An 18,447-nucleotide genomic window follows, 5' to 3' on the forward strand; every position below is an offset into this window, starting at 1 on the left:
ACGCTGAAGACTATGAATCGTTATCCAATCTGGAAATACATCCTTATCGCCGTGGTGGTGCTGTTGGGCGCCCTGTACACGGCGCCTAACTACTTCGGCGAATCGCCTGCGCTGCAGGTCACCAGCGGCAAGTCCACCATCAAGGTGACCAGCGCCCTGGCCACCCAAGTGGAAACCCTGCTGAAGCAAGCCAACATCAAGACCGACGGCGTGGCGCTGGACGGCGCCGGCCTGCACGCTTCCGTGCGCGCCCGCTTTGCCGACACCGACAGCCAGTTCAAGGGCCGCGTGGTGCTTGAAAAAGGCCTGAACCCGGATCCGAACGACCCGGCCTATATCGTGACCGTCAACCTGGTGCGCAACACCCCGCACTGGATGCAGGCCGTAGGCGCGCTTCCCATGTACCTGGGCCTGGACTTGCGCGGCGGCGTGCACTTCCTGATGCAGGTGGACACCCAGGCGGCGCTGACCAAGCGCATGCAGGGCACGCAAGCTGCCATCAAGACCCAGCTGCGCGACAAGAACGTGCGTGCCGTGGTTGACCGCGCAGGCAACACTGTGGTCGTCAAGTTCCGCGACGACGCCAGCCGCCAGCAGGGCAAAAACATCATCATCGACCAGCAGCCTGACCTGAACGTGGCGGAAGCGGCCGAAGGCGACGAGCTGCGCCTGGTAGCGACCCTGAAGCCGGCCGCACTGAAGGCTACCCTGGACAACGGCGTGCAGCAGAACATCGCCACCCTGGGCAAGCGCGTGAACGAACTGGGCGTGAGCGAACCGGTGATCCAGCAGCAAGGCCCTGACCGCATCGTGGTGCAGCTGCCCGGCGTGCAGGATGCCGCGCGCGCCAAGGACATCATCGGCCGTACCGCCACCCTGGAAGTGCGCATGGTCGACGAAAGCGTCACCCCGGGCACTGAGCTGACCGCATCGATCCCGTACAACTCCGAACTGTTCACCGTCGGCAAAGGCGTGCCTGTCGTGCTGTCCAAGGACGTGGTGCTGACCGGCGACTACATCTCCGGCGCGTCGTTCACGCAAGACCAGAACGGCCAGCCGGCTGTGAGCATTGACCTGAACGGCGACGGCGGCAGCAAGATGCGCCAGGCAACCCGCGACCGCATCGGCAAGAAGATGGCCATCGTGCTGTTCGAGAAGAAGAAGGCCGAAGTGCTGTCCGTGGCGACCATCCAGAGCGAACTGGGTAGCCGCTTCCAGATCACCGGCATGGGCAATGCGGAAAACGCTACCGAACTGGCGCTGCTGCTGCGCGCCGGCGCGCTGTATGCACCGATGGAAGTGATCGAGCAGCGTACCGTCGGTCCTGCACTGGGCGCTGAAAACATCTCCAAGGGCTTCCACTCCACGATGTACGGCTTTGCCGCCATCGCGGTGTTCATGATCATCTACTACATGATGTTCGGCGCCTTCAGCGTGATGGCCCTGGCCGTCAACCTGCTGCTGCTGATCGCTGTGCTGTCCCGCCTGCAGGCGACCCTGACCCTGCCGGGTATCGCGGCTATCGCGCTGGCGCTGGGTATGGCGATTGACGCCAACGTGCTGATTAACGAACGTATCCGCGAAGAGCTGCGCAACGGCGCCAATCCGCAATCGGCGATTTCCGCCGGTTTCGAGCACGCCTGGCACACCATCCTGGACTCCAACGTGACCACCCTGATCGTCGGTATCGCGCTGCTGGTGTTCGGTTCCGGTCCGGTGCGCGGCTTCGCCGTGGTGCACAGCCTGGGTATCCTGACCTCGATGTTCTCCGCAGTCTTCGTTTCGCGCGGCGTGGTGAACCTGTGGTACGGACGTAAGAAGAAACTGCAGTCGCTGTCGATCGGCACCGTCTGGAAACCTGCGAACTAAGGAATAGAGATGGAATTTTTCCGCATCCGTAAAGACATCCCGTTCATGCGCCACGCGTTGGTGTTCAACGTGATTTCGGCGCTGACCTTCGTGGCGGCAGTGTTCTTCCTGATTCACAACGGCCTGAAGCTGTCGGTGGAGTTCACCGGCGGCACCGTGATGGAAGTGAAGTACGCGCAAGCGGCCAACCTGGAAGGCGTGCGCAATACGCTGACCGCACTGGGCTACCACCCTGAAGTGTCGGCCATCGACACCGCGCGCGACGCCATGATCCGCCTGCCGAACGAAAAGGGCGCATCTGCCGCCAACACCGCAGCCAAGGTGTTCGGTGAGCTGTGCAAGGCCGAGCAGGGTACCGTGACCCAGGTCGACAAGGTGACCGAGAAGGGCGCGCACGAGCAGAAGAGCGCTTGTATGCACGCCGATGGTTCCGAAGGCGTGTCGCTGCAGAAGGTTGAATTCGTCGGCCCGCAGGTGGGCGACGAGCTGACCACCAACGGCGTGAATGCCCTGTTCATGGTGGTGATCGGCGTGATGATCTACTTGGCCATCCGCTTCGAATGGAAATTCGCAGTGGCGGCGATCATCGCGAACTTGCACGACGTCGTGATCATCCTGGGCTTCTTCGCCTTCTTCCAGTGGGAATTCTCGCTGACCGTGCTGGCGGCCGTGCTGGCCGTGCTGGGCTACTCGGTCAACGAATCGGTGGTTATCTTCGACCGGATCCGCGAGAACTTCCGCAAGCAGCGCAAGATGTCCGTGCATGAAGTGATCGACAACGCGATCACCTCCACCATCTCGCGTACCATCATCACCCACGGCTGTACCCAGATGATGGTGCTGTCGATGCTGTTCCTGGGCGGCCCGACCCTGCACTACTTCGCGGTGGCGCTGACCATCGGTATCTGCTTCGGTATTTACTCCTCCGTGTTCGTGGCAGCTGCCGTGGCCATGTGGCTGGGCGTGAAACGCGAAGACCTGATCAAGCCGATCAAGGAAAAAGACGAAACAGACGGCGCAGTCGTCTAAACAGGAAAGCAGCCTCCGGGCTGCTTTTTTTTATTCCCGGGCCAGGATTGCTGCCACCAATTGCGCAGGCGGGAGGCGGATATCGAGCTGCAGGCCGGCTTCATCGTCCTGCAGCGGTTCCAGCGCCGCCAGTTGGCTATCGAGCAGCGACAAGGGCATGTAATGGCCTGCGCGTCCCTGCATTCGCTGCGCCAGCAGTCCGCGCGCGCCGGCCAGGCAGGCGAAGCGCAGCGTGGGATCGGCGGCCCGCAGCCGGTCGCGGTAGCGCCGCTTGAGGGCGGAGCAGGACAGCACCATGCCTTCGCCCGCGTCAGCCGCCTGCCGGATTACCTTAGCCAGCCGTGCCAGCCATTCGGCGCGGTCGGCATCGCCGAGCGGTATGCCCGCCGCCATCCTGGCCACGTTGGCCGCAGGGTGGAAGTCGTCACCCTCGTGGAAAGGCACCCCAAGCTCGCGCGCCAGCAGGCTGCCGACAAGGCTCTTGCCGGCGCCGGACACGCCCATCACGACCCAGCGTACGCTCAAGCGCTTTCCCGTGTCACCAGGGTGAAGCCAAGGTCGATGCGGCGTGCCGGGATCTCGTTGCCGCGGATGCTGGCCAGCAGCAGGTTGGCCGCTTCGAAGCCGGTCTGGTAGCGCGGCGTGCCGATGGTGGTCACCGATGGCTTCATCCAGGCGGAGGCCGGGAGATCGTTGAAGCCGCAGATCGCCAGCTGTTCCGGCACCTTGATGCCGCGCCGCTGGCACTGGAAGATCGCGCCGTGCGCCAAGTCGTCGTTACAGCAGAAGATCGCGTCCAGGCCCGGCATGTTTGACAGCATGCGGCCCAGCAGCTCGGCCCCCAGCGCAATGGTGGAAGGATCGGGGCACATCAGCTCCAGTGCTGGATCGAACAGGCCAGCTTCCTCCATCGCCCGGCGATAACCGTCGCCGCGCTTGAGCGTACGTTCGTCCAGCTGTGCGGCCATATAGCCGATGCGCTTGCGGCCCTTGTCGATCAGGTAGCGCGTCATGGTGTAGCCGGCTTCCTCCTGCGAGAAGCCGACCGACATCGCACCTGGCTCCGAGGACAGGTCCATCATCGAGACTACCGGCACGCGCGAAGTAGCCAGCATCTGCTGCACGCGCGGGCTGTGGGTCAGGCCGCTGAGCAGGATGCCGTCCGGATTCGACTGCATATACGTCGCCAGCAGCTTCTCCTCTTCCGCATCGGAGTAGCGCGTGTTGCCGATCAGGATCTGGTAATTGCAGGGATCCAGCGCATCCTGGATGCCGGCCAGCACCGCCGTGAACACCGCGTTCGACAGCGAAGGCACCAGCACCACGATCACTTTCGATTGCGCCGAAGCCAGGGCGCGCGCCGCGCGGTTCGGCACGTAGCCCAGTTCCTGCACAGCCTTGTCCACGCGTTCGCGCAGCAGGGCGGACACCAGCTCCGGTTGGTTGATGGCGCGCGACGCCGTCATGGGCGCCACGCCGGCGTGGGCCGCAACATCGGACAAGGTGACCTTGCCCAGCGCGCGGCTTTTGGTAGTTGGACTCTTGCTCATCCGTCGATTATATCTATGTTAAGCTGCACGCCTCGCAAAAAGGGGAGCAGCAATGAGCCGTACCGGCCGCCTGTTCCAGCTGATGGACGCCATGCGCGGCAACCGGCGTCCTGTCACGGCGGCCGCGCTGGCCGCGCAGCTGGGTGTATCGGAACGCACGATTTACCGTGACATGCAGACCCTGGCCGAACTCGGCGCGCCGGTCGAAGGCTCGGCCGGCCTGGGCTACCTGTTGCGCAGCGGCTTCTTCCTGCCGCCGCTGATGTTTGACGTCGACGAACTGGAAGCACTGGTGCTGGGCGCACGCTGGGTGCGGCGGCAGGGCGATCCTGCCCTGGCGCAGGCTGCCGCCAACGCGCTGGCCAAGATCGCCACCGCCACGCCCAAAGACCTGCGCGACGACATGGCCGACACCAGCCTGTGGGTGCCGCTGGTGCGCGACACGCCTGAACTCGACGAGTTCGTGCAGCCCGCGCGCGAAGCGATCCGCCGCCAGCACAAGATGCGCATCCAGTACAACGACGAAAGCGGCGCCTCCTCCGAGCGCACGGTGTGGCCCTTCGCGCTGGCGTTTTTCGGCGGCCGCCGCCTGCTCGCCGCCTGGTGCGAGATGCGCGAGGCCAACCGGCACTTCCGCATCGACCGCATCACGCATGCCGAGACGCTTGCAGAACGCTATAAAACACCCCGTCACGCATTGCTGAAAGCCTGGCGCGAAGAAAACGCGATTGTTGAAGACTACTGACAGAAACTGTCAGGGCTCTTGGTTACGATGGACGCATTCGATCAACCCAACAAAGGAGTTTAACGATGCGCCTCTATCACAACCCACTGTCCTCCAACGCCCGCCGTGTATTGCTGGTTGCAAGCCAGCTGGGCATCAAGCTCGATGAACAGATCATCGACTTTGCCAGCGAAGCCGACCGCAAGCGCCTGGAAGAAGTGAACATCTGCGGCAAGGTACCGGTACTGGAAGACGATGGCTTCGAACTGTGGGAATCCTGCGCCATCATGCAATACCTGGCCGACAAGGCCGGCGCGGAAGAGATCTATCCGCGCGCCCTGAAAGAGCGCGCCGACATCAACCGCTGGATGTTCTTCGGCGCCCAGCATTTCGCGCCCGCAATCGGCATCCTGACCTGGGAATACCTGTGGAAGAAGCTGGTCACCGGCGAAGGCCCCGACCCGGTCGAAATCAAGAAAGGCGAGACCTACGTGCATGAGCACGCCGCCGTGCTGAACACACACCTGGCCACGCGCCAATGGCTGAGCGGCGACAAGCTCACCCTGGCGGATTTCGCGGTCGCCGCACCGCTGATGTACCTGGGCCGCGCCAAGGTTCCGGTTGAGCAATATACGCATATGCTGGCCTGGTTCGAGCGCATCCGGCAACTGCCGGCATGGCAGAACACCGAGAGCCCGTGGCCTTTTTAAACCTTGTGTGAAGTGACGCACAGAGTGTGGCCGGTCCAAAACATAAGATGGAACCGTCTCTTTCAGGACATCCCTAGTTTTGGACTTGGCCCACTCTCCGGAGTGGGCGTTTTTTTATCTGAGGGAGACATCATCATGCAATCCATTCCCGTATTGGATTCGCGCATCGCCTACCGCGAGCTCGGCGAGCGCGGCGCGCATGCCGTCATCTTCTTGCACGGCAACCCAACGCATTCCTTTATCTGGCGCGGCATCATGCCGCATGTGGCGGGCAAGGCCTGGTGCCTGGCGCCCGACCTGATCGGCTTCGGCGCCTCCGGCAAGCCCGGCATTGAGTACAGCTTCCTGCAGCACGCCGCATACCTCGAAGCCTTCCTGCAGCAAATGGAAGTCGAGCAGTTCACCCTGGTGGGGCAAGACTGGGGCGGCGCCCTGGCAATCCACCTGGCGGCACGCTACCCCACCAAAGTACGCGGCGTGGCGCTGATGGAATTCGTGCGCCCCAGCCCGACATGGGAAGACTTCCATCCGCTCGAGCAGGCGCGCGAACGTTTCAAGCTGATGCGCGGCCCCGGCACCGGCGAAGACTTCGTACTGCAACAGAACGCCTTCATCGAACAGATGCTGCCGAAAGGTTCGCTGCGCCCGCTGACTGCCGAGGAAATGGACGCTTACCGCGCACCATTCCCTACGCCTGAATCGCGCAAGCCTGTCCTTGCCTTCCCGCGCATGATGCCGATCGCTGGTGAACCCGCCGAGATCTACCAGCTCATCGAACGCAATGAAGCGATCATGGCCACGGCCCAGTATCCCAAGCTGATCCTGTTCAGCCCCAGCGGCGTGCTGACGCCGCGTGCAGTCGCCGAGCGCTACGCCGACAAGTTCGCCAATTGCAAGCTGGTCGAGTTAGGCGAAGGCACGCACAACATCCAGGAAGACCATCCCGAGGCCATAGGCCGCGCCATCGCCGCTTGGCTTCCGTAATTAAAGTCGGGGTCAGCTCTGGCAATCGGACATTCGCGCTGCGAATGTCCGATTGCCAGAGCTGACCCCGACTTTCATGCGGCAACTAAAAAAGCACGCTTGCCCTCGCTTGGCGGACTCGATAGGATGGCATCAAACGGATAAGGGGGACTTACGATGCCATCACCCGCGCTTCCTACGACGCAGCAAGTCGACCGCTGGCAAGCCATGCGCCAGAAGGCTTTCAAGTCAGTACCCGAAAGTGGCCGCACCATCACCTACCTTGGCAAGAAATTTCACGTCTATCCGAATACTTTCTGGCCCTTCCTCGATAGCCAGCCCCTGGTGCGCAATTTCCGCATCAAGCCCGGCGATAGCGTGCTCGATGTCGGCACCGGCTCCGGCGTGATCGCGATCTTCGCCTGCTACCAGCGAGCGTCGCGCGTGCTCGCGCTGGACGTGAACCCGGCCGCCATCCGCAGCGCACGCCGCAATGCGGAGGCGCACGGCTTCGGCGATGTCATGGAGGTGCGCCGCTCCGATTTGTTCGAAAAGGTGGGCGATGAGCGTTTCGACGTCATCACCGCCAACCTGCCTTTCCGCGACAAGCCGGCGCCGGACGTGGTGGCGCGCTCGCAATGGGATACGGACTTCCAGACCAATACGCACTTTTTCGAGCAGGCGGCGCGCTATCTCAAGCCGGGCGGCCGCATCTACTTCGCGCATTCGAATTTCGGCGCGGTGGAAGAAGTGCGGCGGCTGGCGAAGCAGAACGGCTTCAGCATCCGCATGATGGCGCGCAGCGCGGCCGAGCGCGACCAGGAGCGCCAATTCTTCGCTTTCCTGATCAAACCCGCAGGCAAACATGGACGGGCTGCCTGAAACGATCCGCCAGCTGCGCGCCGTGCCGCATGCACCCTGGCGTATGCGGGTAAGGCGCGTCGCGGTCATCCTCACCAGTTCGCGCTCGGGGTCGACGCTGTTCAAGACTGCGCTGGCGCGCCATCCCGGCATTGCCAGCCTGGATGGCGAAGCGGAACCCTTCCTGGCGATGAGCGGCAACGGCTTTGGTTACGATCCCGATTGCAGCAGCGATGCCATCGCCCGCCTGCGCAACGCGGATACGCTGGCCGATGACATCTTCGACGGTCTGGTGGTCCCCGGCGAAAGCGCCGCGCCGCTGCCGGAATTGAAAGAGCGCTGGCGCAAGCGCTTGCTGCTGCAGTTCCCCGCCTTGTTCGCACAGGGCGCCGCGTATGTCCAGCTTGAGCGCGCGCTGGACGAGGCGCTGCTTTTCAGCCGCTCGCCCGAAGCGCCTGGCGAGCGTGAGCTGCAGCATGCGGTGCTGAGCGCCGTCTTCTGGCGTGAGCCGTGGCGCCTGGATTATTACGACGGTGGCCATGGTCCTGGCCAGCGCCGGCCTTTCAGTGAGGCAGCCAAGATTGAGGAGCCGCCCTTCGTATCGCCTGCCATGCACGCCCGGCATTTCACGGAAGACGACGCAGCCGGCAAGATCCTGCTATTCAAGACGCCCTCAGATGCTTATCGCGCCGGCTTGTACGAGCAGCTGTTCCCTCATGCCGAAGTGCGCTACGTGCACCTGGCCCGTAGTGCCGCCGCCAGCGTTAACGGCTTGATGGACGGCTGGCTATCGCCCATCGGCTTCCACGCGCACGATATGCAGCGGCATGGCATCACGCTCGGCATCAGCGGCTATTCGGAGCAATGCGAAGGCGGACATCGCTGGTGGAAATTCGACCTGCCGCCAAACTGGCGCAACTACGTTGCGGCGCCGCTGGAGGAGGTATGCCTGAACCAATGGCTGTCCTGCCACCGCCATATCATCGATAGCGGTGTGGCGGCGCTGCCGGTGCGTTTCGAACACTTCCTGTCCGATCCGGCAGGCGTGCTGGCGCGCAGCTGCGAATGGCTTGGCCTGCCGCCGCTTCCATCCTCGCCGGAGTTGGCGGTCACCATGGCGACCGAAGAACCTGCGCCCGGCCGCTGGCGCAAGCGCAGCGACCAGCTGTTGCCGCTGGTGCAGCGCGAGGAAGTGGCAGACATGATGCACACGCTCGGCTACGGGCGCGCGCCGGAGCAGTGGTCATGATCCGCCGCCTGCTGGTGCCTTACCTGATGGGGAAGCGGCGCGATGGCCTGCAGCGCGTGCAGCTGCTCGATTCGCAGCCGTGGACCGTGCTGCGATCGCCGCAATCGACTGCCACCGAGCTGCTCGAAAAAGATGAACAGATGCGCAGCATGGGGCGCGTCTATGCGGTGCTTGCGCAGCACGTGAAGGCTGCGGCGGAGGCGGGCGACCTGCCGGTCAGCATTTCAGGCGACTGTGTGTCGAGCATGGGCGTGATGGCTGGCCTGCAGCGCGCCGGCCGCGAGCCGCAGCGCATGTTGTGGCTGGACGCGCACGGCGACTTCCATACCTGGGGCACCACCCACACCCAATACCTTGGCGGCATGCCGCTGGCCATGCTGGTTGGAAGGCAGGATCGGCGCCAGCACCAGCGCGATAGCATTAGCGCTTTGCGCCAGGCCCTGGGTGCGCAGCCCTACGCAGAAGCGAAAGTGCTGTTGTCCGATGCCCGCGACCTGGACCCGGGCGAAGACGAGGCGCTGGCGCGCTCGGCGATCGTACGCTGTCCGCTGAACGAAGTGATGGGGCATTTGTCCCCGCACGAAACGCTATACCTGCATTTCGACACCGACGTGCTGGACGAGGCACAGCGCATGCCCGCGCTGAAATACCACGTTCCGGCCGGCCCGAGTGTCGAGGAGCTGGCGGATCTGTTCCGCCGCCTGCGCGATTATCCCTTGCTGGCCGTGTCGGTATCTGCCTGGCATGCGGAGCTGGACGAAGGCGACCAGGCCGCCCGCATTTGCCTCGATCTGCTGAATGAACTGCTGCCCGGTGCGGACAATACGCCGCGCGAGAACAATTCGTCCAGCACCAGTTCCACGCATTCGTCCAGGCTGCAACGTGCCGTATCGAGCGACAGTTCAGGCGCCAACGGCGCTTCGTAAGGTGCCGATATTCCCGTGAACTGCGCCACCTCTCCAGCCCTTGCGCGGCGGTACAGGCCTTTGACGTCGCGCAGCTCGCAGACCTCCAGCGGGCATTGGCACCAAGCTTCGATGAAGTCGCCCTCGGCCTGCATTTCGCGCACGCGGGCGCGGTCGGCTCGCAGCGGGGAAATCAGTGCAGCAAGCACGATGATGCCGGCTTCGGCAAACAGGCGTGCTGCTTCGCCGGCGCGACGAATATTTTCGCTGCGGTCCGCCGGGGAAAAGCCAAGGCCGGCGCATAGGCCCTGGCGCAGGCGGTCGCCATCCAGCACCACGGTCTGGCAGCCGGACTGGAACAAGCGCTGTTCAAGGGCGTGCGCCAGCGTGGTCTTGCCGGCGCCGGACAGGCCGGTGAACCAGACCACGGCACCGCGATGGCCATGCATTTCCTCGCGCTGGCGGCGCGAAACGTGGAAGGAGTCCATGATGCGACTATATACGCGATGCGGGTGGCCGGCATGCGCACGATACTGATCGTCGGCGCCGGATTTTCAGGTGTGGCGTGCGCGATACAGCTGTTGCGCGGCGTAGGACGGCATCCGCTACGCGTTCTGCTCCTGAATCGCGGCGGGAAACTTGCACGCGGCATGGCGTACGGCACGCAGAGCCCGCAACACTTGCTCAATGTCGTGGCGGCGAATATGAGTGTGCTGCCCGACGATCCCGATCACTTCCTGCGCTATGCAGGCGCGCGTAATAGCCGCGTCACGGAAGCGTCGTTCGTCGCCCGCAGCGTGTACGGCGACTATCTTGAATGGGCGCTGGAGCAGGCGCGGATGCAAGCGCCGCGCCATGCCACGCTGGATTGCGTCAGCGGCAGCGTGGAAAACCTGCAAGTCTCGCGCGGCGGCGGGCTTGCCGCCACCCTGGAAGACGGCCGCCGCATCGAAGCGGGGCAGGTGGTGCTGGCTTTCGGCCATTTTCCAGCGCCTCCCCCGGCGCTGATGCACGGTGCGCTGACCGATAGCGTACGTTATGCGTCCGATCCCTGGCATCCCGGACTTCTATCGGCTATCGATGTGTACCAACCGGTTCTTCTGTTGGGGACTGGCCTCACTGCAGTGGACATCGCGCTGCAGCTGGTGCGCCGCCATCCCGCGCAGCGTGTGCATGGCTTATCGCGCCACGGGTTGTTGCCACAACCCCATGCGGCGCCGTCTGCGCAATTCGCTTCCAGCACGCTGCTGCATGAAGAAAGGCCGACAGTGCGTGATGCGATGCGCGCCTTCCTGCAGCAATTGGAGCGGCTGGAAGCAGCCGGCCACGATTGGCGCGACGCATTGGCCGCGTTGCGAGCGCAGACCGCCTGCATCTGGCAAGGCTGGCCCACGCACGAACGCCGCCGCTTCCTGCGCCACCTGAGGCCTTACTGGGAGGTGCATCGCCACCAGCTGCCACCAGCCGTGCATCAGGAACTGGCGTGCGCAATGGCGCGCGGCGCATTGCATGTATCAGCAGGGCGCATCCAAAGTATCCGCGACGAAGCCGAACTGGCGGTGCTGGCAATGCAGCCTCGCGGCAGTACAAACCGCGTCGAGCTGCATGCCGGATGCATCATCAACTGCACGGGCACCTGCGCCAGTCCACGCCGCGCCAGCGCGCCGCTGGTACGCCAGCTGCTTGCGGACGGCATGATGCAAGCCGACGCACTCGGCCTTGGCATCGAAGTTGACGCAAACTGCGCGCTGCTCGCCGCAGGGGGCCAGCCGACGCCAGGCCTCTACTACATCGGACCCTGGCTCAAAGCCGGCTTCTGGGAAGCGACCGCAGTCCCCGAGCTGCGCCAATTTGCCGCCACCATCGCCCGCAGTTGCCTGTCATAATGCGATGAAAACCTGGGGAGGATGAGGATGCGTTCTGCTTTACTGATTGCCAGTTTGTTGTTGTCCAGTGCGGCGTTCGCGCAGGACGCCGCCTCGGGCGATTTGGCCAAGGCCGCCGCCAGCAATTGGCTTGCGTTGACCGATGCCGGAACCTATGGCGCAAGCTGGGATAAGGCGGCGCCCCCCTTCCAGAAAGCGATCGACAAGCAAGGCTGGGAGCAGGCTTTGCGCAATGTGCGCATGCCTTTGGGGACGGTGAAGGCGCGCCGCCTCACCAAGGCGGAGTTCACGCACAGCCTGCCTGGTGCTCCTGACGGCGATTACTTCGTGCTGCAATTTGCTACGCAATTCGAGAACAAGGCTGCGGCGGTGGAGACCGTCACGCCGATGAAGGGGCCGGACGGCACCTGGCGCGTGTCCGGCTACTTCATTAAATAAAATCGGACGAAAAAGGGGTACGTCCCCTTTTTCTTAATTGTGCAGCAGGGCGGCGGTGAGGGATTTCACTTCTTCCGCCGACTCTTCCATGATGGATGCCAGCGTGCCGTCGCCAACTGCGAAGTCGATGGTGCTGGCGGCTGCCACGGAGGTGGCGCCTGGGCGGGCGTGCAGCGGGGAGGCGATTGGCGACAGGTCGTTGGCCAGCAGAAGGGTGTCGCCCAAATTCTCGGGTGGCAGGGCGCGCATGCCTTCCCACATCGCTTCCACGGCCTTGAATACGTTCTCGGGGATCATCAGCTTCTGCAGCACGCCGCGGCCAATCTGCACCTCACCGTGGGCGGTCCATTCTTCAGGATCGCCTTCCATTACCTCGGGATAGGATTCAGCCTGCGACAGCATGTAAAAGCCGCCCACCTCATGCACAATGCCGGCGAACATGGCGGTATCCGGGTCGACATGGGACACGCGCCGTGCGATCACCTGCGCCAGCGCCGCCACGTGGGCGGTGTGCTCCCAGAGCTGGTTGGCCTTGGCCTTTAGCAGGGGATTGCGGATTTTGGTTCCCAGTTGACGTACGATCACCGAAGTTACGAGCGATTGGAGGGTGCGCACGCCAAGCCGCTGTACCGCTGTCTTGACGCTGGAAATCTCCATGCCGGAACGGTTATAGGCCACCGAATTGGCGATCGCCACCGTGCGGGCGGCCAGCAGCGGGTCGGCCTGCACCAGCTTGGCTGCCAGGTCGATATGGCAATTCTCGTCGTTCAGCGCGCGCTGCAGCTTGATCGACGCGTCGATATTGGTGGGAAATGTGAGCTCACCGCGGCCCGCTTGGGCTGCAATTGCTTTGAAGGCTTCCAGTCTGTCCATGCGAAAATTATAAGCAGAAATTGCCCTGTGGAACTAGCACAGGGTGGTTATTTTGATGAATTTTTCCGCAGGCCGGACCAGACGCCATTGAAACCGGCTATGCGCCAGGCTTAGCCTTCGCCGAAGATGGCGTCGCACCCTTCCACGGTGCCTTCAATATCTCCCAGCTCGTCGACCAGTTCCAGGTCTTCGAGTTCTTCTACCGCATTGGTGAAGCTATTGTGCTTGGTGGCGCCGATCAGGCGGTAGATTTCACCGTCCTCATTGCGGATGCCAATCAGCAGCTTTTCCTTACGCACGGCATCTACCGACGTGGTTTCCAGCAGCAGGTTGGCAGCGATTTGCTTGTCGAACTTGGCCGGCTTGACGCCTTCCAGCAGGGTGGTCTTTAACATTCTTCTCGTTCTTTATAGTGGTGAACCGGCACTGATCGTGGCTTTCAGCCCGGCCAGGGTGCGTTCCAGGGCTTCGTAATCGGCGTCGCTGTAATCAGAGAATAACTCTACACCCTTGGCGACGATAATCGGGAATACTTCGGCAAACAGCTGCTCGCCCGCCGGAGTCAGGCGCACGAAGAAGGAACGCTTGTCGTCGGCATTGCGCTCCCGTTCCACCAGGCCCTTCTGTTCCAGCCGTTCGATGACGCCGGTCAGGGTGCCTTTGGTGATCAGGGTGCGTTCGCCCAGTTCCTTGTAGCTCATGCCGGCAGTGTTGCCCAGCGTGGCGATGATATCGAATTGTGCATGGGTGAGGCCGCATTGGCGTACATGATCGCCGGACCACCGCTCAAACCCTTGCATGCATTCAGCCAACAACCGGATGCTTTTCAAATATCGTTCGCCCATGGCTTGGAATTATAGCGCCCGCCAGCCTTGTGCTGCATCGGTTACTATATGCAAACTTATAACAAGATGTGGTTTTCGCCATGCCCCAACACGCTCGCGGTATCCTCGCCCTGCTGGTGGTGACCATCGTCTGGGGCACCACCTTCCCGGCCATGAAGGACATGACCGACAACCTGTCGGCCAACTGGATCGTGGTGTCGCGCTTCGCCATCGCCGGCCTGCTGCTGTCGCCCTTCCTGTGGCGCGCCAAATGGCGCGACCTGCACTACGGCTTCCTGGCCGGCGTGCTCCTGTTTTTCTGTTACCTGACCCAGGTCGAGGGCCTGAGCCTGACATCTTCCAACCGTAATGCCTTCATTTGCGGTCTGAATGTGCTGGTGGTGCCGTTGCTGGGCATCGCCATGGGCAAGTGGCCGGACAAACGTATCGTGCTGGCCTTGCTGCTGGCGGTGGGTGGCTTGGCCGCCCTCTGCTGGGATGGCAGCTTCAGCTGGGGGCGCGGCGATTCACTGGCCTTGGCGGCGGCCTTCCTGTTCGGGCTCTACATCAAGGTGATGGAGCAGTTCTCGCGCAAGGTCGACCGGCTCATGACCCTGACCGTGGCCCAGATCTGGACTGTGGCCGTGTTCGCCGGCCTCTGGATTCTTCTGCGCGAAGTGCCGCGCGGGGTGATCGACGTGCAGCACGATGTTTCCGATTACTACAACTATATCTGGCAAGGCCTGATGACCTATAAGTGGAACCTGGCCTATCTGGGCGTGATCGCGACGGCGGCCATCATTTCCCTGCAAACCTGGGGCCAGAGCCATGCCAGCGCCAATGAGGCGGCCGTGATTTACGCTTTCGAACCCGCCAGCGCGGCCATTTTCGGCTATTTCTGGCTCGGTGAGACCATGGGCGTGATGCAGCTGCTGGGCGCGGCCCTGTTGATCTCCGGTATGATTGTCAGCCAATGGAATACCCCTGAGCGGCCGGCTTCGGCGCTCGTCCCTGAATAGAAGATGTCATTTGCTCAACTTAGTCGCCTGACCCAGGAGCGGCCGCTGCGCATGCTGCTGGTGAATGCGGGCGAGCCGGACAGCCTGGCCTGGTCTGGCCTGGTGCAGCCCTTGCGGCTGGCCCAGCGCATCCTGAATGGCGGTTTCCAGCTTGAGGCGGTGAATCCGTCCCAGGCAGCCAGTGTCGTTGGCGACTGGCAGCTGGCTTTGCTGGTCGCGGATGAGGGGGCGGCGCGCCTGGCGGATGCCGAGCTGCGCGCGGTGATCGAGCGCTGCCGTTCTGCCGAATATTGGGGCGGCGTGGGCGCGGGCGTGCTGTGGCTGGCCCAGACTGGTGCAGCGGGTGGGGCGCGCATTGCTTTGCCTTGGGCGCTCTATGCGGAAACCGAGGATGTCACCGAGCGCGCCATCCTGACACCGAATTTGTTCGAGATCGATGGGCGGCTGATTTCCTGCTGCGGCGGGGCGGCTTCGCTGGACTTTTCCTTGACCTTGATCGAGGCGCTGTTCGGGGCCGCCGTGCAGGCCGAGATCAAGGAGGCCTTGTGCATTGACCGGGTGCGTTCGCCGGAGGAGCGGCAGCGGGTGGCTTTGCAGGCGCGTTTCGGGGCGCTGCAGCCGAAATTGTCGGAGGCGGTGACCTTGATGGAGGCGAATATCGAGGAGCCTTTGTCGACCGATGATATTGCTGGCCTGGTCGGTTTGTCGCGAAGGCAGCTGGAACGGCTGTTCAAGCAGTATCTGGGCTCCTTGCCTTCGCGGTATTACCTCGAGCTGCGCCTGCAACGGGCGCGGCAGTTACTGCTGGAAACTAATCATTCCATAGTGCAGGTGGGGCTGATGTGCGGATTCTCGTCGGGATCGCACTTTTCTACGGCTTTTGGCACCTTGTTCGGCAATACGCCCCGCGAAGAGCGGCAGCGCAAATTGAACCGCTAACCCGGCAAACCTGGGGCAGACCCAAGGGTCTGACCCTGTCTGTTCAACGTCCTCAGCGAGAACGAAGCGAGTAAACGGCGAGCAGGCGGGTTTTAGGCTTTTGGACTTTTTTGAAAATCCTTGTCGCAGATTCAAAAGAGTTTTAGCATCCCCGCTTTTACAATGCAGTACACCTTACCATTGATGGGGATTTGCCATGAACGCCAAGCTTGACTCGACTGTTACCACCCGCCCTGTAACCCGCGCCACTTTCGACGAGGTGATCGTCCCGACTTACGCACCTGCCCAAATGGTGCCAGTGCGAGCAGCGGGCCTGGACCTGTGGGACCAGAACGGCAAGCATTACCTGGACTTCACCTCCGGCATCGCCGTCGCGTCCCTGGGCCACTGCAACCCGATCGTGGTGGAAGCACTGACCAGGCAGGCCAACACCCTGTGGCACCTGGGCAATGGCTACACCAATGAGCCAGTGCTGCGCCTGGCCCTGGCACTGACCGAAGCCACCTTCGCCGACCGCGCCTTCTTCTGCAACTCCGGCGCCGAAGCGAACGAAGCAGCCCTGAAGCTGGCCCGTAAGGTCGCCCACGCAAAATATGGCGACAAGAAGCCGCGCATCGTGTCCTGCCTGAATTCCTTCCACGGCCGTACCCTGTTCACCGTATCCGTCGGCGGCCAGGCCAAGTACACCGAAGGTTTTGAGCCACTGCCACCTTCGATCGACCACATCCCTTACAACGATATCGAAGCGGCCAAGGCTGCCATCGGCGACGACGTTTGCGCCGTGATCGTTGAGCCGGTGCAGGGCGAAGGCGGCGTGATGCCGGGCAATCCTGACTACCTGAAGACCCTGCGCGAGCTGTGCGACAAAGTCGGCGCCGTGCTGATTTTCGACGAAGTGCAGTGCGGCATGGGCCGTACCGGTTCCCTGTTCGCTTACCAGGGCTACGGCGTGACCCCGGACATCCTGACCTCGGCCAAGGCGCTGGGCAACGGCTACCCGATCGGCGCCATGCTGACCACCGACGAGCTGGCCAAGCACCTGGCAGTGGGCACCCACGGCACCACCTACGGCGGCAACCCGCTGGCTGCCACTGTGGCGCTGACCGTGCTGGAAACCATCAACCAGCCGGCTTTCCTGGCGCGCGTGAAAGAGGCTTCCGAGAAGCTGATCGGCAAGCTGGAAGGACTGGTGCGCGACTTCCCGCAGGTGTTCTCCGCCGTGCGCGGTGCGGGTCTGTTGCTGGGTCTGGTTGTGGCTGAGCCGTTCAAGGGCCGTTCCAAGGATATCCAGCGCGCTGCTGAAGCACAGGGCCTGATGATCCTGATCGCCGGCATGGATGTGGTGCGCCTGGCGCCTGCGCTGATCGTATCCGATGCGCAGATCGATGAAGCGGATCGCATCATTCGCCTGGCTGTTGCTGAGCTGACCAAGGCAGCCTAAACCCGGTAAACCTGGGTCGGACCCAAGGGTCAGACCCTGACCCGCGACGGCCGCATAACTTGGGTCAGACCCTTGGGTCTGACCCGGCCGTACCGGGTTCAGAAGAACAAAGAGGAGCACCCCCATGTACGTAGTCCGTCCGGTTGAAACCGCCGACATAGCCGCCCTCGAATCACTGGCTGCGGTCAGCATGCCGGGTGTTCATACCCTGCCGAAGACGCGCGAAAAGATCGAGCAGGCAGTCGAGCGTTCCATCGCTTCCTTCTCCGCCCACGTCGACATTCCAAGCGAAGAGTCGTACATGTTCGTGATGGAATCGCTGGCCGATAAGAAGATCGCCGGCACCGCCGCCATCCACGCCTCCGCAGGCTCGAACGGCACCTACTTCTCCTTCCGTAACGACGTTATCCAGCAAGTCTCGCGTGACCTGAACATCAGCCACAGCGTGCACGCGCTGACGCTGTGCTCCGAGCTGACCGCCTACTCGCAGCTGTCCGGCTTCTACGTCGACGCCAGCGTGGCGCAGCGCCCGGAAGCGGCCTTGCTGTCGCGCTCCCGCCTGCTGTACGCCGTGCAGGCGCCGCACCGTTTCGGCGACCGCTTCTTCGTGCCGCTGGCCGGCCTGACCGACGACAACGGCGGCTCGCCGTTCTGGGACGCGCTGGGCCGCAAGTTCTTCAAGATGGACTTCCTGGACGCCGAGCGCGTGATCGGCGGCGCGCGTAACCGCACCCTGATCGTGGAACTGATGCCGCACTATCCGGTGTATGTGCCGCTGCTGCCGGGCGATGCGCAAGCGGTGATGGGCCAGATCCACCCAAGCGGCGAGCTGGCCTTCAACCTGCTGACTTCCGAAGGTTTCGAGGCCGACGAGTACATCGACATTTTCGACGGCGGCCCGATCCTGCAAGCGCACAAGCATGCACTGCGTACCTTCACCACTTCGCTGCCGCGCCGCGTGGCCAGCGCCAATGGCACGCAAGCCAGCGACGCCGTGGCCACCTATGCCGTGTCCACCGGCGCAGACCAGCGCTTCCGTGCGGTGACGATCAGCTGCGCGCCGCTGGAAAATACCGATACCGTTTGCCTGTCCAGGGAAGCCCAGGAAATCCTGCGCGTGGAAGAAGGCGACACCGTGACCTGCGTCCGCATTTAAGAACGAGAAAA

At 63.0% G+C, this 18,447-nt stretch carries 19 protein-coding genes and 1 pseudogene; 14 read left to right on the forward strand and 6 right to left on the reverse strand.

Going from position 1 to position 18,447, the window contains the following annotated elements; genetic code table 11:
- Positions 1-12 precede the first annotated feature (12 nt).
- Complete coding sequence (secD, locus tag GM658_RS17100) at positions 13-1,869, forward strand: protein translocase subunit SecD (RefSeq protein ID WP_155455266.1); 1,857 nt, start codon at positions 13-15, stop codon at positions 1,867-1,869.
- 9 nt (positions 1,870-1,878) lie between these two features.
- Entirely contained in the window at positions 1,879-2,898 is a 1,020-nt protein-coding gene (gene secF / locus GM658_RS17105; protein WP_155455267.1) for a protein translocase subunit SecF, read from the forward strand.
- Positions 2,899-2,928: 30 nt separating this feature from the next.
- On the opposite strand, the gene GM658_RS17110 is transcribed toward secF, so the two are convergent.
- A complete protein-coding gene (locus GM658_RS17110; protein WP_155455372.1) occupies positions 2,929-3,402 on the reverse strand; it encodes a gluconokinase in 474 nt (157 codons plus the stop codon).
- Between the two features lie 17 nt (positions 3,403-3,419).
- Positions 3,420-4,448, reverse strand: a complete 1,029-nt coding sequence (gene gntR, locus GM658_RS17115; protein ID WP_155455268.1) for an HTH-type transcriptional regulator GntR — start codon at positions 4,446-4,448, stop codon at positions 3,420-3,422.
- 52 nt (positions 4,449-4,500) lie between these two features.
- Between gntR and GM658_RS17120 the strand changes: the two genes are divergently transcribed.
- From GM658_RS17120 to GM658_RS29790, 6 genes are all read left to right on the forward strand, one after another.
- The gene (locus GM658_RS17120; protein WP_211841886.1) at positions 4,501-5,193 is read left to right on the forward strand and encodes a helix-turn-helix transcriptional regulator; all 693 of its coding nucleotides are present in this window, start codon (positions 4,501-4,503) and stop codon (positions 5,191-5,193) included.
- A gap of 65 nt (positions 5,194-5,258) precedes the next feature.
- On the forward strand, positions 5,259-5,882 hold the full coding sequence (locus GM658_RS17125; protein WP_155455269.1) for a glutathione S-transferase family protein: 624 nt from the start codon (positions 5,259-5,261) through the stop codon (positions 5,880-5,882).
- A 135-nt stretch (positions 5,883-6,017) separates the two neighbouring features.
- Positions 6,018-6,866 (forward strand): haloalkane dehalogenase, encoded by an 849-nt coding sequence (locus GM658_RS17130; RefSeq protein ID WP_155455270.1) that lies wholly within the window; start codon positions 6,018-6,020, stop codon positions 6,864-6,866.
- 156 nt (positions 6,867-7,022) lie between these two features.
- Positions 7,023-7,727, forward strand: a complete 705-nt coding sequence (locus GM658_RS17135) for a methyltransferase (protein WP_155455271.1) — start codon at positions 7,023-7,025, stop codon at positions 7,725-7,727.
- Positions 7,711-8,955: a sulfotransferase family protein gene (locus GM658_RS17140; protein WP_155455272.1), complete on the forward strand. Its 1,245-nt coding sequence runs from the start codon at positions 7,711-7,713 to the stop codon at positions 8,953-8,955. Before GM658_RS17135 ends, GM658_RS17140 begins: the two co-directional genes overlap by 17 nt.
- On the forward strand, positions 8,952-9,881 hold the full coding sequence (locus GM658_RS29790; protein ID WP_371865141.1) for an arginase family protein: 930 nt from the start codon (positions 8,952-8,954) through the stop codon (positions 9,879-9,881). The genes GM658_RS17140 and GM658_RS29790 overlap by 4 nt, the downstream gene beginning before the upstream one ends.
- On the opposite strand, the pseudogene cysC reads toward GM658_RS29790, so the two are convergent.
- A pseudogene (gene cysC, locus GM658_RS17150) lies at positions 9,836-10,348 on the reverse strand (adenylyl-sulfate kinase); the annotation flags it as partial. The gene GM658_RS29790 and the pseudogene cysC overlap by 46 nt on opposite strands.
- A 33-nt stretch (positions 10,349-10,381) precedes the next feature.
- Here cysC and GM658_RS17155 point away from each other — a divergent pair.
- Entirely contained in the window at positions 10,382-11,746 is a 1,365-nt protein-coding gene (locus GM658_RS17155) for an FAD/NAD(P)-binding protein (protein WP_170298856.1), read from the forward strand.
- A 27-nt stretch (positions 11,747-11,773) separates the two neighbouring features.
- Entirely contained in the window at positions 11,774-12,184 is a 411-nt protein-coding gene (locus tag GM658_RS17160; RefSeq protein ID WP_211841887.1) for a DUF4019 domain-containing protein, read from the forward strand.
- Between the two features lie 33 nt (positions 12,185-12,217).
- Here GM658_RS17160 and GM658_RS17165 read toward each other — a convergent pair whose 3' ends face one another.
- The 3 genes from GM658_RS17165 to GM658_RS17175 all read right to left on the reverse strand — a co-directional run bounded on the left by GM658_RS17165 (position 12,218) and on the right by GM658_RS17175 (position 13,857).
- Positions 12,218-13,057, reverse strand: coding sequence for an HDOD domain-containing protein (locus GM658_RS17165; RefSeq protein WP_155455276.1), 840 nt, complete (start codon positions 13,055-13,057; stop codon positions 12,218-12,220).
- A 110-nt stretch (positions 13,058-13,167) separates the two neighbouring features.
- Complete coding sequence (locus GM658_RS17170) at positions 13,168-13,452, reverse strand: hypothetical protein (RefSeq protein WP_155455277.1); 285 nt, start codon at positions 13,450-13,452, stop codon at positions 13,168-13,170.
- 12 nt (positions 13,453-13,464) lie between these two features.
- A complete protein-coding gene (locus GM658_RS17175) occupies positions 13,465-13,857 on the reverse strand; it encodes a MarR family winged helix-turn-helix transcriptional regulator (RefSeq protein ID WP_229416953.1) in 393 nt (130 codons plus the stop codon).
- Between the two features lie 125 nt (positions 13,858-13,982).
- Here GM658_RS17175 and GM658_RS17180 point away from each other — a divergent pair, with 125 nt between their 5' ends.
- The 4 genes from GM658_RS17180 (at position 13,983) to GM658_RS17195 (ending at position 18,436) form a co-directional block, all read left to right on the forward strand.
- Positions 13,983-14,900 carry a DMT family transporter gene (locus GM658_RS17180; protein ID WP_155455279.1) on the forward strand — a complete coding sequence of 306 codons (918 nt, stop codon included), beginning with the start codon at positions 13,983-13,985 and terminating at the stop codon, positions 14,898-14,900.
- Positions 14,901-14,903: 3 nt separating this feature from the next.
- On the forward strand, positions 14,904-15,839 hold the full coding sequence (locus tag GM658_RS17185; protein WP_155455280.1) for a GlxA family transcriptional regulator: 936 nt from the start codon (positions 14,904-14,906) through the stop codon (positions 15,837-15,839).
- 196 nt (positions 15,840-16,035) lie between these two features.
- Positions 16,036-17,280, forward strand: coding sequence for an acetylornithine/succinylornithine family transaminase (gene astC / locus GM658_RS17190; protein WP_155455281.1), 1,245 nt, complete (start codon positions 16,036-16,038; stop codon positions 17,278-17,280).
- 124 nt (positions 17,281-17,404) lie between these two features.
- A complete protein-coding gene (locus tag GM658_RS17195) occupies positions 17,405-18,436 on the forward strand; it encodes an arginine N-succinyltransferase (RefSeq protein ID WP_155455282.1) in 1,032 nt (343 codons plus the stop codon).
- Positions 18,437-18,447: the final 11 nt, after the last annotated feature.

The sequence above is a fragment of the Massilia eburnea genome (assembly GCF_009720745.1).
GTDB lineage: Bacteria > Pseudomonadota > Gammaproteobacteria > Burkholderiales > Burkholderiaceae_D > Rugamonas > Rugamonas eburnea.

Excerpts from the sequence above, each read along its gene's own strand:
- secD (WP_155455266.1), top strand. The coding sequence starts at position 13 with ATGAATCGTTATCCAATCTGGAAATACATCCTTATCGCCGTGGTGGTG.
- secF (WP_155455267.1), top strand. The coding sequence starts at position 1,879 with ATGGAATTTTTCCGCATCCGTAAAGACATCCCGTTCATGCGCCACGCG.
- GM658_RS17110 (WP_155455372.1), bottom strand. The coding sequence starts at position 3,402 with ATGGGCGTGTCCGGCGCCGGCAAGAGCCTTGTCGGCAGCCTGCTGGCG.
- gntR (WP_155455268.1), bottom strand. The coding sequence starts at position 4,448 with ATGAGCAAGAGTCCAACTACCAAAAGCCGCGCGCTGGGCAAGGTCACC.
- GM658_RS17120 (WP_211841886.1), top strand. The coding sequence starts at position 4,501 with ATGAGCCGTACCGGCCGCCTGTTCCAGCTGATGGACGCCATGCGCGGC.
- GM658_RS17125 (WP_155455269.1), top strand. The coding sequence starts at position 5,259 with ATGCGCCTCTATCACAACCCACTGTCCTCCAACGCCCGCCGTGTATTG.
- GM658_RS17130 (WP_155455270.1), top strand. The coding sequence starts at position 6,018 with ATGCAATCCATTCCCGTATTGGATTCGCGCATCGCCTACCGCGAGCTC.
- GM658_RS17135 (WP_155455271.1), top strand. The coding sequence starts at position 7,023 with ATGCCATCACCCGCGCTTCCTACGACGCAGCAAGTCGACCGCTGGCAA.
- GM658_RS17140 (WP_155455272.1), top strand. The coding sequence starts at position 7,711 with ATGGACGGGCTGCCTGAAACGATCCGCCAGCTGCGCGCCGTGCCGCAT.
- GM658_RS29790 (WP_371865141.1), top strand. The coding sequence starts at position 8,952 with ATGATCCGCCGCCTGCTGGTGCCTTACCTGATGGGGAAGCGGCGCGAT.
- GM658_RS17155 (WP_170298856.1), top strand. The coding sequence starts at position 10,382 with ATGCGCACGATACTGATCGTCGGCGCCGGATTTTCAGGTGTGGCGTGC.
- GM658_RS17160 (WP_211841887.1), top strand. The coding sequence starts at position 11,774 with ATGCGTTCTGCTTTACTGATTGCCAGTTTGTTGTTGTCCAGTGCGGCG.
- GM658_RS17165 (WP_155455276.1), bottom strand. The coding sequence starts at position 13,057 with ATGGACAGACTGGAAGCCTTCAAAGCAATTGCAGCCCAAGCGGGCCGC.
- GM658_RS17170 (WP_155455277.1), bottom strand. The coding sequence starts at position 13,452 with ATGTTAAAGACCACCCTGCTGGAAGGCGTCAAGCCGGCCAAGTTCGAC.
- GM658_RS17175 (WP_229416953.1), bottom strand. The coding sequence starts at position 13,857 with ATGCAAGGGTTTGAGCGGTGGTCCGGCGATCATGTACGCCAATGCGGC.
- GM658_RS17180 (WP_155455279.1), top strand. The coding sequence starts at position 13,983 with ATGCCCCAACACGCTCGCGGTATCCTCGCCCTGCTGGTGGTGACCATC.
- GM658_RS17185 (WP_155455280.1), top strand. The coding sequence starts at position 14,904 with ATGTCATTTGCTCAACTTAGTCGCCTGACCCAGGAGCGGCCGCTGCGC.
- astC (WP_155455281.1), top strand. The coding sequence starts at position 16,036 with ATGAACGCCAAGCTTGACTCGACTGTTACCACCCGCCCTGTAACCCGC.
- GM658_RS17195 (WP_155455282.1), top strand. The coding sequence starts at position 17,405 with ATGTACGTAGTCCGTCCGGTTGAAACCGCCGACATAGCCGCCCTCGAA.